Origin of the sequence: Nocardioides sp. NPDC059952 (assembly GCF_042730435.1) — a bacterium.
Classification (GTDB): Bacteria; Actinomycetota; Actinomycetes; order Propionibacteriales; family Nocardioidaceae; genus Nocardioides.
Genome location: NZ_JBHWLY010000050.1, coordinates 1 through 11,580 on the forward strand (window position 1 = coordinate 1; position 11,580 = coordinate 11,580).

The 11,580-nt window shown below is 66.1% G+C and carries 11 protein-coding genes; 4 read left to right on the forward strand and 7 right to left on the reverse strand.

Annotation, left to right across the window (positions count from 1 at the left end; translation table 11 throughout):
• Nucleotides 1–83 precede the first annotated feature (83 nt).
• Nucleotides 84–3,203: a fused isobutyryl-CoA mutase/GTPase IcmF gene (gene icmF / locus ACFV9G_RS20565; RefSeq protein WP_378729394.1), complete on the reverse strand. Its 3,120-nt coding sequence runs from the start codon at nt 3,201–3,203 to the stop codon at nt 84–86.
• A 375-nt stretch (nt 3,204–3,578) separates the two neighbouring features.
• Between icmF and ACFV9G_RS20570 the strand changes: the two genes are divergently transcribed.
• From ACFV9G_RS20570 to ACFV9G_RS20580, 3 genes are all read left to right on the forward strand, one after another.
• Nucleotides 3,579–4,046, forward strand: a complete 468-nt coding sequence (locus tag ACFV9G_RS20570; RefSeq protein WP_378729395.1) for a hypothetical protein — start codon at nt 3,579–3,581, stop codon at nt 4,044–4,046.
• On the forward strand, nt 4,039–4,515 hold the full coding sequence (locus ACFV9G_RS20575) for a hypothetical protein (RefSeq protein ID WP_378729396.1): 477 nt from the start codon (nt 4,039–4,041) through the stop codon (nt 4,513–4,515). Before ACFV9G_RS20570 ends, ACFV9G_RS20575 begins: the two co-directional genes overlap by 8 nt.
• 184 nt (nt 4,516–4,699) lie before the next feature.
• The gene (locus tag ACFV9G_RS20580; protein ID WP_378729397.1) at nt 4,700–5,116 is read left to right on the forward strand and encodes a hypothetical protein; all 417 of its coding nucleotides are present in this window, start codon (nt 4,700–4,702) and stop codon (nt 5,114–5,116) included.
• Nucleotides 5,117–5,978: 862 nt separating this feature from the next.
• On the opposite strand, the gene ACFV9G_RS20585 is transcribed toward ACFV9G_RS20580, so the two are convergent.
• The 6 genes from ACFV9G_RS20585 to ectB all read right to left on the reverse strand — a co-directional run bounded on the left by ACFV9G_RS20585 (nt 5,979) and on the right by ectB (nt 10,671).
• Nucleotides 5,979–6,461 carry a MarR family winged helix-turn-helix transcriptional regulator gene (locus tag ACFV9G_RS20585; RefSeq protein WP_378729398.1) on the reverse strand — a complete coding sequence of 161 codons (483 nt, stop codon included), beginning with the start codon at nt 6,459–6,461 and terminating at the stop codon, nt 5,979–5,981.
• 36 nt (nt 6,462–6,497) lie between these two features.
• A complete protein-coding gene (locus ACFV9G_RS20590; protein ID WP_378729399.1) occupies nt 6,498–7,049 on the reverse strand; it encodes a hypothetical protein in 552 nt (183 codons plus the stop codon).
• Between the two features lie 37 nt (nt 7,050–7,086).
• Complete coding sequence (locus ACFV9G_RS20595; protein ID WP_378729400.1) at nt 7,087–7,416, reverse strand: DUF4333 domain-containing protein; 330 nt, start codon at nt 7,414–7,416, stop codon at nt 7,087–7,089.
• Nucleotides 7,417–7,497: 81 nt separating this feature from the next.
• Nucleotides 7,498–8,397, reverse strand: a complete 900-nt coding sequence (gene thpD / locus ACFV9G_RS20600; RefSeq protein ID WP_378729401.1) for an ectoine hydroxylase — start codon at nt 8,395–8,397, stop codon at nt 7,498–7,500.
• The gene (locus ACFV9G_RS20605; protein ID WP_378729402.1) at nt 8,394–8,810 is read right to left on the reverse strand and encodes an ectoine synthase; all 417 of its coding nucleotides are present in this window, start codon (nt 8,808–8,810) and stop codon (nt 8,394–8,396) included. Before ACFV9G_RS20605 ends, thpD begins: the two co-directional genes overlap by 4 nt.
• Nucleotides 8,811–8,835: 25 nt before the next feature.
• Nucleotides 8,836–10,671 (reverse strand): diaminobutyrate--2-oxoglutarate transaminase, encoded by a 1,836-nt coding sequence (gene ectB / locus ACFV9G_RS20610; protein ID WP_378729403.1) that lies wholly within the window; start codon nt 10,669–10,671, stop codon nt 8,836–8,838.
• 180 nt (nt 10,672–10,851) lie between these two features.
• Between ectB and ACFV9G_RS20615 the strand changes: the two genes are divergently transcribed.
• Nucleotides 10,852–11,550 carry an IclR family transcriptional regulator gene (locus ACFV9G_RS20615; protein ID WP_378729404.1) on the forward strand — a complete coding sequence of 233 codons (699 nt, stop codon included), beginning with the start codon at nt 10,852–10,854 and terminating at the stop codon, nt 11,548–11,550.
• The last annotated feature ends 30 nt before the right edge of the window (nt 11,551–11,580 follow it).

The window sequence follows — 11,580 nt, forward strand, 5'->3', positions numbered from 1 at the left end:
GTCGAGACCAACACGGTAAGCGACCGTGTTGGTCTCGACACGGGCTCCGCTGGCGCTCCGCCCGGCTCGACCAGCGGGAGTGGTCACACGTTGCGCCGGTACTGTCCACCGACCTCGAAGAACGCCTCGGTGACCTGCCCGAGCGAGCAGACCCGGGCCGCGTCCATGAGCGCGGCGAAGACGTTGCCGTCGGAGGTGGCGGCCTCCTTGAGGCGTACGATCGCCTCTTCCGCCTCGGTCGCGTGGGCCGCCTGGTAGGCGTGGACGCGGTCGAGCTGGGACTTCTTCTCGGTCTCGGTCGCGCGGGCGAGCTCGACGGGGCCGGCCGGCTCGCCGTCGGTGGAGCGTACGAACGTGTTGACGCCGACGATCGGCAGGGTGCCGTCGTGCTTGCGGTGCTCGTAGAGCATCGACTCGTCCTGGATCTTGCCGCGCTGGTAGCCGGTCTCCATCGCCCCGAGCACACCGCCGCGCTCCGAGATCCGGTCGAACTCCTTGAGCACGGCCTCCTCGACGAGGTCGGTGAGCTCGTCGATGATGAAGGAGCCCTGGAGCGGGTTCTCGTTGAACGCCAGGCCCCACTCGCGGTTGATGATCAGCTGGATCGCCAGCGCGCGCCGCACCGACTCCTCGGACGGGGTCGTGACGGCCTCGTCGAAGGCGTTGGTGTGCAGCGACTGGGCGTTGTCATAGATCGCGATCAGCGCCTGCAGCGTCGTGCGGATGTCGTTGAAGTCCATCTCCTGCGCGTGCAGGGAGCGCCCGCTCGTCTGGATGTGGTACTTCAGCTTCTGCGAGCGCTCCGAGGCGCCGTAGCGGTCCCGCATGGCGACCGCCCAGATCCGGCGGGCAACCCGGCCGATGACCGAGTATTCCGGGTCCATGCCGTTGGAGAAGAAGAACGACAGGTTGGGCGCGAAGTCGTCGATCGACATCCCGCGGGCGAGGTAGGACTCGACGTAGGTGAACCCGTTGGCCAGCGTGAAGGCGAGCTGGGAGATGGGGTTCGCCCCGGCCTCGGCGATGTGATAGCCGGAGATCGAGACCGAGTAGAAGTTGCGCACTCCCTGCTCGATGAACCACTCCTGGATGTCGGCCATGCAGCGCAGCGAGAACTCCGTGGAGAACAGGCAGGTGTTCTGGCCCTGGTCCTCCTTGAGGATGTCGGCCTGCACCGTGCCGCGGACCGTCTGCAGCGCCTTCGCCGGGTCGATCCCGCGCTCGCGCGCTTGGTCGATCACGGTGTTGAGGAAGAAGGCCAGGATCGTCGGAGCCGGTCCGTTGATCGTCATCGACACCGAGGTCGTCGGGGCCAGCAGGTCGAAGCCGTCGTAGAGCGCCTTCATGTCGTCCAGCGTCGCCACCGAGACGCCGGAGGTGCCGACCTTGCCGTAGATGTCGGGGCGTACGTCGGGGTCACGGCCGTAGAGCGTCACCGAGTCGAACGCGGTCGAGAGCCGGGTCGCGGGCTGGCCCTCGGAGAGCAGCTTGAAGCGGCGGTTGGTGCGGAACGGGTCGCCCTCGCCGGCGAACATCCGCGCCGGGTCCTCGTTGGCCCGCTTGTAGGGGAAGACCCCCGCGGTGAACGGGAAGAACCCGGGCAGGTTCTCGTTGCGCAGGAACCGGGTCAGCTCACCGCGGTCGGTGTAGCGAGGGGTCGCCACCCGCGGGATGTAGTTGCCCGCCAGCGACGTGCGGCCGCTCTCGTCGGCGGCGTACGTCTCCCTGGTCTCCTCCCACGAGGAGAGCTGTTTCCGCAGGTCATCGGGGATCTCGGAGGCGGGGGACTCGAGCTCGGGGTGGTCCTCGGCCACGATCTCGTAGGCCTGCTCCTTGCGCGCCGCGGCGACGAGCTCGACGGTGTGCGCGTGGTAGTCGCGTACGTCGCCGGCGATCTCGGCCAGGTAGCGGACCCGCTTCTCGGGGATGATCGGGTGCAGGCCCGTCGAGTGGCGGGTCGAGACGCGGGGGAGGACACCCTCCCCGACCGCCAGCCCGGCCTCGGCGAGGAGCCCGCGCAGGTGCTGGTAGAGCGCGGTGACGCCGTCGTCGTCGAAGGCGGCGGCCGAGGTGCCGAAGACCGGCATGTCGTCGGGCGAGGAGGTGAACGCCTCGCGGTTGCGGACGAGCTGGCGCGACACGTCGCGCAGCGCGTCCTCGGCCCCACGCCGCTCGAACTTGTTGATCGCCACCACGTCGGCGAAGTCGAGCATGTCGATCTTCTCCAGCTGGCTCGCGGCGCCGAACTCGGGCGTCATGACATAGAGCGAGACGTCGACGAAGTCGCTGATCCCGGTGTCGCCCTGGCCGATGCCGGGGGTCTCGACGATCACCAGGTCGACGGCGGACTTCATCACGGCGAGCACGTCGGCGAAGTGCTCGGGCACCTCGTGGCCGCCGCGGGTGGCGAGCGAGCGGTAGAACGTCGAGGAGGGGCCGCCGTCGGTGATGGGCGCGAGCGAGTTCATCCGGATCCGGTCGCCCAGCAGCGCGCCGCCGCCGCGGCGCCGAGACGGGTCGATGGCGAGGATGCCGATCCGGATCTTGTCCTCCTGGTCGGTGCGCAACCGCCGGACCAGCTCGTCGGTGAGCGAGGACTTGCCTGAGCCGCCGGTGCCGGTGATGCCCAGGACGACCGCCCGATCGGCCTCACGCAGCGGGTCCGCGATCTCGGCCGGCAGCCGCCCCTGCTCGGCCGCGGTGATGGACCGCGTGAAGGAGAGGGGGCAACCGCCGAGCACGTCCTCGGCGGCGAAGTCGAAGGTGGGCCACAGGTCGCGGTCGACGTCGCGTACGACCGAGTTGATCATCCCCGGCAGCCCCAGCCGCTGGCCGTCCTCCGGGGAGAAGATCTTGACGCCGGAGTTGGCCAGCCGCTCGATCTCGTAAGGAACGATGACCCCGCCGCCGCCGCCGACGACCTTGACGTGCCCGGCGCCACGCTCCTTGAGCGCGCGGACCAGATACTCGAAGAACTCCACGTGCCCGCCCTGGTAGGACGAGACCGCGACGCAGTGGGCGTCCTCCTGCAGGGCCGCGTCGGCGATCTCGGTCACCGAGCGGTTGTGGCCGAGGTGGATCACCTCGCACCCCTGGGCCTGGAAGATCCGGCGCATGATGTTGATCGCCGCGTCGTGACCGTCGAACAGGCTGCTCGCGGTCACGATCCGCACGTGGTGCTGGGGGATGTGGAGGTCGGACATGGGCGGGTCTCCCAGGGAATAGTTGGACGTCCAAGTAATTCCAGCATAGGTCGTCCCTCACGTACGCGCCAGTACGCGCTTCATGCGGTCCGGGTCCTCGCCTCCCGCGACGGGGCCCACGGCTACTCCAGGAGGCTCCGGCGGGGGATCGTGGTGGGGCTACCGGTGTGCTGTGTAACGACACCGATTTCCACGGCTAAGTAACAGAGGCGTGGTTTCTGGTCGCGGCGATGCCGCTCGGGGCTAGCGTCCGAGGCGCTAGCGCGACTCGGGACCGGCGAGCAATGTGCGTTGTCGGTTCGATGTTGGAGGTCTTGGGGATGTCCGGGTTCGTGATCCAGTCCTGTCGCCTTGTTCCCGCGGTGCTATTGGGGCGTGGGTGAACCGCAAGTGGTAGTTGAGAACTTCGTGCAGGATGCGACTTCGCCGACTGGGAGTGGCGAACCAGCGCCGCTGATTTTGATCGTGATGTTCGCCCTCTTGTCGGTTTGGCTGCTGATTGTGCACGCCCTGTTCCGTGCCGGTCAGCCGACGTCTCGGTGGAGGCATGCAGGCCATATGCGAGGTGTTCAAGTGCTCTTGGGTTACAGCGCGCTGCCTGGCAGCATGTCGATGACATTCCCAGTTGCTTTTATGATGGCTGATCGTATTTGGTCCTTCTCGCCGTCGGTTTTTCCGTGGGTTGGTTTGCCGTTTCTCCTGGCTTTCGCGGCCTGCGGCATCTGGTCATACAAAGAGTTCGAACGCCCAACCTTGAAGCGAACTCCGACATGGGTTCGCACGGCCATGGAGCATGATCCCGAGTTGCGTGAAGTTATTTATGGCAAGCGGCGGGATGACTGAGCAAGAGTCGCGTCGGGAGAGGAGGGCGGCGCTCATGAATCTCGATGGGGATCTTGACCTCTCCAACTTCTGTACGACTCGGATAGCGTTTATCTGGACTGGTGACAAAGAAGAAGCCGATGATGTGAGAGAGCGTCTTGCGGGTGCCTTTGCTGATCGAAATCCGCAGGCGTTTCGCGAGGCCGTTGACAGGTTGGCGTGGCTTCAATTCAACAAGATGTTCTCGCTAGGGGTTGTCGGTGTCCTACTTATTGGGATTCTTGTCGGAGTATTCGAGTTTCCGATGTATGGAGTTGGCACGAGTATTTCGCTAAGTGGATGTATATTTATGACGCTGCTCAGCGGTATGAGGCTCTTCGCCCTCAAGAGATTGGGTCGCTTTCAACTCATGGCCTATCGATCTCTGATATACGTTTCGGTCGTTCCCTTGATTGTGAGTTCAGTGGCGCTCGTCGCCCGCAGGCTCTAGTCGCTACGACATGATCGCAAACTCGGGTGGTGGGCTCATGAAACTGATGGCAGGTAGTACGTTGCTCAGAAATGACGTCGGTAAAGTGCTAATGAATTCCGCGGGTTGGGTATCGGGACGGCCGCGACTGAGGGCTCGATTGCGGCGTAACGGTGCGCCTGTTTGGGGGACCAGTCGACTTACCATGATCGGCGGAAACTTGTGGATCGGCCTGGTGATTGCATTCATGCTCGCGGTTACCCGTGACGCTTGGACGATTGGGTGGGTTGCTGGTTTCGTCGCCGTAGGTGCCGCGGGGTCGTGGGTGTTCATCCTTCGCCCATGGGTCGGAATTGACGGTGATGACCTCGTTGTGGTCAATCTCGTCGGAGAACGGCGAATCAGTCTGATCGATGTGGCTTGGACTGAGTCGGGGTCCGCGGGATTAGAAATCGTAAAGATCGATGCGTCTTCTGTGACGGCGTGGGCGATCCAACAGGGCAACCTGACGGCTGCGTTGGGACGCCCGTCTAGAAGCAAAGAGATTGCATCGGAGATCCAAAGGAAGGTGACCGAGGCCAAGGTTCGTTCGCAGGCTTCGAGCGAACCGTTCAGGGAGTGAGCCTCGATGGGGGCCGGAGAGCATGCTCGTCTGGTCCAGGTTCGTTGGAGTCCGACTACGAATGGCAGAAGATTGAGTCCGCCCATATTGAAGAGGCTTGCAAACAAGAGTCTTCTATTCCGCTATCTGATCATAGTCGTTGGCGGCTCCCTCATCTCGATGCCTGGAACGCTCTATGTATGGGCTGGTGAGTTCTACTGGTGGTCACTTGCCGTGCCCGTTCTGGGTGGCTACCTCTTGTCTGAACCTCCAAGCGAGGATGAGGAGCCGAGCGAGTGACCTGGGCGGAATGGCAGCCCTTCGGTTTGCGGTGCTCCGCCGATGCCCTAGGGCTCTAATTGGATCCGTCGTCGACGCGTTGGGGCAACATCCCGCGGCCGTGGTCAACGACCGCTTTCTCATGGAGGTCTGATGTTTGGCGGTGGGGATCCGTTCGGCGATGGAATTTTCACTGCGGGTTCGGCCGTGCTTGCTCTGCTGGTGCTTGTATGGCACTGGGCGTTCCGCAATGGAAGTTCATTGGTTCGCCGGACAATGAAACGTGACACTGGCCAATTCGTGAAGGGGTGCTTCGCGGCTCTTCCTGGCGGGCTCATGTTCTTAGGCGGAGCCCTTATGGGAGTCGCTGATCTGGTGGGAGGAACGTCGGATTACGTCGATGCTGCGGTCTCTGTGTTCTGGGTGCTGGTGACCGCCTGGGCCATCAAAGAGCTGCATCGGCCGACCTTGCGGAGGACGCCTGGCTGGCTCCGATTGAAGCTGCGAGAGGACACTCAGTTGCGGAACAACATCGTCGGACGACGAACACCGCCGTGGTGACGTGCGGGGCACGCCTGCAACGGTCCCCTCGCTACACCGGGAGTTAGCCGACGGCGTCCCCCGAGGCCGCGCGGACCTGGGTGAGCAGCCCGGTCAGACCGGGTACGTCCTCGATGCCGGGCTTCTCGAAGACCTCGCTGTTGAGCGAGATCGTGGCCGCCTCGACCGCCTCCCGGCCGGCGTCGGAGATGGCGGCGAGGACCACCCGCCCGTCGGCTGCCGAGCGGCTGCGGCGTACGAATCCCTGCTTCTCCAGCCGAGCTACGGCGCTGGTCACCGAGGCCGGGTGGACCTGGAGGCGGGAGCCGAGCTTGGCCATCGGGAGCTGGCCGTCCTGGGTGAAGGAGAGCAGGCGGAGCACCTCGTAGCGGGCGAAGGAGAGGTCGTGGGGGCGCAGTGCGGAGTCGACGCGCTCCATCACGAGCTGGTGCACGCGCACGAGCGAGGTCACCAGCGCCATCCCGTCGGCAGCGTCGGCCCAGCCGTGCGCGATCCACTGCCGTTTCGCCTCGCGGATCGGATCCATGCGGGCCAGCATCACACAGATGGCTTTACTACATGATCACGACGGCGCGCCGAACGTCCCGAGCAGGTTGAGAATCACGGCGAGGCCGATGACGGTCGCGATCACCGAGAGCGTCACGACCAGGCCGACCGCGACGGAGAAGCCGGCACCCTCGTGCCGCGCGCCGCGCTGCTGCAGCGCATAGAGCCGGGCGACGCTGGTGATCAGCGTGCGGCCCTCCTCGGCATCGAAACGGTACTGGTCCAGGTCGGGGACGGACTCGGGGTCGTGCACGTGCCATACGCCCTGGTCGGTCTGCTCGTCATCGGCCTCGATGCGGCGTACGCCGGTCCTCTGCGTGTGGGGCACGTCGCCGAACCAGACGAGGCTGCGGGTGTCCTCGATGATCGCGTAGGAGGAGCGGGTCGGCATCGAGACGTGGTAGGTGAAGACCCAGTGGAGCTTGGTGGCCGTCAGCGTGGCATGCCAGCGCTCGTCGGCCAGGTCGAGCTCCACGTCGAAGCCGCGTGCGGTCTCGGTCGCCTTGTAGGGAGTTCCGTCGCACACGCGCGCGACATGGTCGAAGAAGGGCCTCGCATGAGGGGACACGACTCAACAGGCTATCTGGTCCGGGGACTCTGCGGGACTACTCCGCGGCGTTGGGCGGCACGTCGATCTTGAAGTGGACCCTGCTGCCCTCGACGTCGTCGACGGTGATGATCGCGTCGTACTTCTCGCCCTCGGAGGTGAGGACGCAGGTCATCTCGGTGCCGATCTTGCCCTCGAGGTCGCCGGGGCAGTCGAGACCCTCGGGGGTGACGCCGATGGCGTTGGTGAGCTGCTCGGTCGCGATCCGCTCGACGGTCTTCTCCTGCACGTAGTCCTCGCCCGAGCCGCCGCACGCCGTCAGGGCGGGCGACAGCACGAGCAGAGCCGCGCCGGTCAGGGCGCCCGAGAAGGCGCGGGTACGTGTCATGCGCTCAGCCTAGGGGTAGGCAAAGATCAGGCAGACGTACGCCGCACCCGCTCGGGCGCGAAGAGGCGACCGGCCGCGGGGTCAGCCCACCGGAGCGAAGTCGCGCGCCCCGATGAACGTGGGCCGCGGCCTCGGCGCCGAGAACGGCTCGACCGCGGTGTTCTCCACGCTGTTGAACACCAGGAAGACGTTCGAGCGCGGGTACGGCGTGATGTTGCCGTTGGACCCGTGCATGCAGTTGCAGTCGAACATGACCGCGCTGCCGGCGGCCCCGGCCAGCACGTCGATCCCGTAGGTGTCCGCCATCTTCGTGACCGTCTCCTGATCGGGGGTGCCGGCGCCCTGCATCACCAGCGAGGACCTGTAGTTGTCCTCAGGAGTGGCGCCACCGCACGAGACGTACGTCCGGTGCGTGCCGGGCATGATCATCAGCGGCCCGTTGAAGGAGTGGTTGTCGGTCAGCGAGATCGAGATGCTGACGGTCCTCATCCGAGGCAGGCCGTCCTCGGCGTGCCAGGTCTCGAAGTCGGAGTGCCAGGAGAAGTCACCGCCGCCGAAGCCGGGTTTGAGGTTGATCCGGCTCTGGTGGATGTAGACGTCCGACCCGAGGATCTGCCGGGCCCGGCCGACCACGCGCGGGTCGGCCGCCAGCCGGGCGACGATGTCGCTGGTCCGGTGCACCTCGAAGATCGAGCGCACCTCCTGGGAGGCGGGTTCGATGATGGTGCGCTGGTCGGCACGGGTCTCGGGGTCGTTGCTGAGCCGGTGCAGCTCGGCGCGCAGCTCCGCGACCTCCTCGGGCGTGATGAGGTCGGGGACGGTCAGGTAGCCGCGCTCGTCGTAGGAGTCGAGCGTCTGCTGGTCCATCGGCCCGTCGGCCGCGGTGCCCCAGACGACCTTGTCCTGGCGGGGGAGCGTGCTGAAGCCCTCCTCGAGGCGGGTGGGGTACACGTCCTCGACGTGCTCGATTGCAGCGGTCATGCAGTGACCTCCGTGGTCTCGGTGAGAAGCGGGTAGACGCCGTCGTCGTCGTGCACCTCGCGGCCGGTGACCGGTGGGTTGAAGGTGCAGATCAGACGCAGATCGGTCGTGGCGGTGACGGTGTGCTTGTCGTGCTTGTCGAGCAGGTAGCACATCCCGTCGCGGATCTCGTACGTCTCACCCGTCTCGCGGTCGAGGAGCTCGCCCTCACCGCCGACGCAGTAGACGCACTCGATGTGGTTGGCGTACCAGAACTCGTTCGTCGTCCCGGCGGGGATGTTGGTCTCGTGGAAGGAGAAGCCGACGCCCTCGCGGGCCAGCACGATCCGGCGGCTTCGCCAGGTCCCGTGCTCGGACTCGACGCGTACGTCTCGGTCGGTGTCGTCGAGGTCTTCCAGATAGGTGACGCGCATGTTGTCTCCGTTTCGAGTCGGGGGGTCAGGCAGCGCTGCCGAGGACGGACGCGGTGGCCTCCTCGAGGACGGCGAGACCGCGGGCGAGCTCCTCGGAGCTGATGGTCAGCGGCGGCATCGTCTTGAGCACCTCGTCCTCGGGCCCGGAGGTCTCGACCAGCAGGCCGCACTCGTACGCCGCGGTCGCGATCTTCCCGGCCGCGCTGACGTCCGGGAAGGCGATGCCGGTGAGGAGACCGCGACCGCGGACGGTCGCACCCTCGTACCGCTCGGCGATCTCCGTCAGCCCCGCGCGCAGCTCGGCGGCCTTCGCCTGGACCTCGTTCTGGAAGGACTCATCGGCCCAGTAGGTCTCCAACGCCGCCCGGGCGGTGACGAAGGCGAGGTTGTGGCCACGGAAGGTGCCGTTGTGCTCGCCGGGCTCGAACTGGTCCAGCTCCGGCCGGATCAGGGTCAGCGCCATCGGCAGGCCGAAGCCGGAGATCGACTTCGACAGGCAGACGATGTCGGGGGTGAACCCGGCCTCCTCGAAGCTGAAGAAGGTGCCGGTACGCCCGCAGCCGGCCTGCACGTCGTCGACGATCAAGATGATGTCGTACTCGCGGCACAGGTCCGAGAGCGCCTTGAGCCACTCCAGCCGGGCGGCGTTGAGACCGCCCTCGCCCTGGACGGACTCCACGATGATCGCGGCCGGCTTGTCGACGCCGGAGCCGCTGTCCTGGAGCACCCGCTCCAGCCACATGAAGTCGTCGACGGCACCGTTGAAGTAGTCGTCGTACGGGATCTTCGAGCTGTTGGTCAGCGGGATGCCCGCGCCTCTGCGCTTCATCGAGTTGCCGGTCACCGACAGCGAGCCGAGCGTCATCCCGTGGAACGCGTTGGTGAAGGACAGCACGTGCTGGCGCCCGGTCGCCTTGCGGGCCAGCTTGAGCGCGGCCTCGACCGAGTTGGTCCCGGTCGGACCGGGGAACATCACCTTGTAGTCGAGATTGCGCGGCTCGAGGATCAGGTCGGAGAAGGCCTGCAGGAAGTCCCGTTTGGCGCTGGTGTGCATGTCCAGCGAGTGCACGATGCGCCCCTCGCGCAGGTAGTCGAGCAGCGGATCCAGCAGCGCGGGGTTGTTGTGCCCGTAGTTGAGCGCGCCGGCCCCGGCGAAGAAGTCCAGGAACTCACGCCCGTCCTCGCTGGTGAGGGTGGAGCCTTGGGAGTGGGTCATCACGGCCGGCCAGCTGCGGCAGTAGCTGCGGACCTGCGACTCGAGGGAGTCGAAGATCGCGGTGGCAGGTTCGGTGGTCGTCGTCATGGACATGACACCTCCGTGTGTCGTCGATCCCGAGGGGGCGTTCCCGTCGGGTCGTGCGGTCGTGAACGGGCCGATGCGGAACAACAGCTCCGGGTCGTGCCCGTCGGGAAACATCGCGGCCTCGAAGAGCGGCGTGCGCTCGATCGGGGCGCTGCGTGCGTTCGCGAACGAGGTGAACAGCGCGATGGAGGCGCTGTTGTCCGCGGTGATGGTCGTCTCCAGGCGGCGTACGCCCTCCCTGGAGAGGCTGTCGACGAGCTCGTCGAGCATGCGGCGGGCCAGGCCCTGGCCGCGGTGCCGCTCGTCGACGGCGACCTGCCAGATCATCAGGGTCTCTGGCTCGTCCGGACGGCGGTAGCCGATGACGAATCCTCCTGGATCGTCATCGACGGTCGCGACGATCGATGTCGCCGCGAAGTCGCGCGCCCACAGCAGGTAGGCGTACGAGGTGTTGACGTCGAGTACCCGAGATTCCCGTGCCATCCGCCACAGATGCTGACCGTCCTCGAGGTTCGGTGAGCGGAAGTCGACTCGGGTGGCCGACTCCGGGCGGGGCACGCTGCCATTCGAATTGCGATGTGGCATCGCCTCACGACGCTAACAGGATGCGGGACGTAAGGCCCGGGAGGAGTCCGCACTCCGATATGCGGGGCGGATGAGTCGGATATCGGTGCCGGCCTCGCACTCGAGGTGGGTAGGATGTTCATATAACGCACATTTGAGAAGGGTCGTCTTCAGATGCTTGATTCCGCGCCGCCGGCCGGTGCGCAAACGATCGATCGTGGTCTGCGGGTGCTGTGGTACCTGGCCGAGCATCCCCTGGGGGTCACCCTCGCGTCGTTGAGCCGGGACCTGGGGATGAACCGCACGGCCCTGCATCGGCTGATGGAGACCTACCGAGCCCACGACATCGTCCGCCGCGACGAGAACAAGTGCTTCCACCTGTCCTATGGGCTCGTGCAGCTCGCCTCGCACGTCGACAGCGACCTGCACCGCATCGCCTACCCGGTGCTGGCCGAGCTGGCGGACGCGACCGGTGGGACCGCGCACATCATGGTCCCGGTCAGCGACAACGAGGTCCAGGCGATCGCCGTCGTGGAGCCGCGCAACGCCGCGGTCCATCTCTCGTTCCGGACCGGGCATCGTCACCAGATAGATCGCGGCTCGGGCGGGATCGCGATCCTCGCCGGCCGGCCGCCGAGCGAGGACGACTCCGAGGAGGTGCGCGAGGCCCGACGCCTGGGGTACGCGCTGTCGTTCGAGCAGATAATCCCTGGCGTCGCGGGTGTGTCCGTGCCGGTGCCCACCCCGGCCAAGATGCCGGAGGCGTGTCTCGGGATCTCGCTCGTGGACCGGAATGCGGCGGATCGTGCGGCCCCGCTCGTGGTCAAGGCGGCCGAGGAGCTCAGGTCGCTGCTGCTCGTGCACGGACGCTGAGAACGGCCAGGATCCCGGGCCTCGGGCGAT

Coding starts and splice junctions, on each gene's coding strand:
- icmF (WP_378729394.1), bottom strand. CDS start 3,203: ATGTCCGACCTCCACATCCCCCAGCACCACGTGCGGATCGTGACCGCG.
- ACFV9G_RS20575 (WP_378729396.1), top strand. CDS start 4,039: ATGACTGAGCAAGAGTCGCGTCGGGAGAGGAGGGCGGCGCTCATGAAT.
- ACFV9G_RS20580 (WP_378729397.1), top strand. CDS start 4,700: ATGATCGGCGGAAACTTGTGGATCGGCCTGGTGATTGCATTCATGCTC.
- ACFV9G_RS20585 (WP_378729398.1), bottom strand. CDS start 6,461: ATGGATCCGATCCGCGAGGCGAAACGGCAGTGGATCGCGCACGGCTGG.
- ACFV9G_RS20595 (WP_378729400.1), bottom strand. CDS start 7,416: ATGACACGTACCCGCGCCTTCTCGGGCGCCCTGACCGGCGCGGCTCTG.
- thpD (WP_378729401.1), bottom strand. CDS start 8,397: ATGACCGCTGCAATCGAGCACGTCGAGGACGTGTACCCCACCCGCCTC.
- ACFV9G_RS20605 (WP_378729402.1), bottom strand. CDS start 8,810: ATGCGCGTCACCTATCTGGAAGACCTCGACGACACCGACCGAGACGTA.
- ACFV9G_RS20615 (WP_378729404.1), top strand. CDS start 10,852: ATGCTTGATTCCGCGCCGCCGGCCGGTGCGCAAACGATCGATCGTGGT.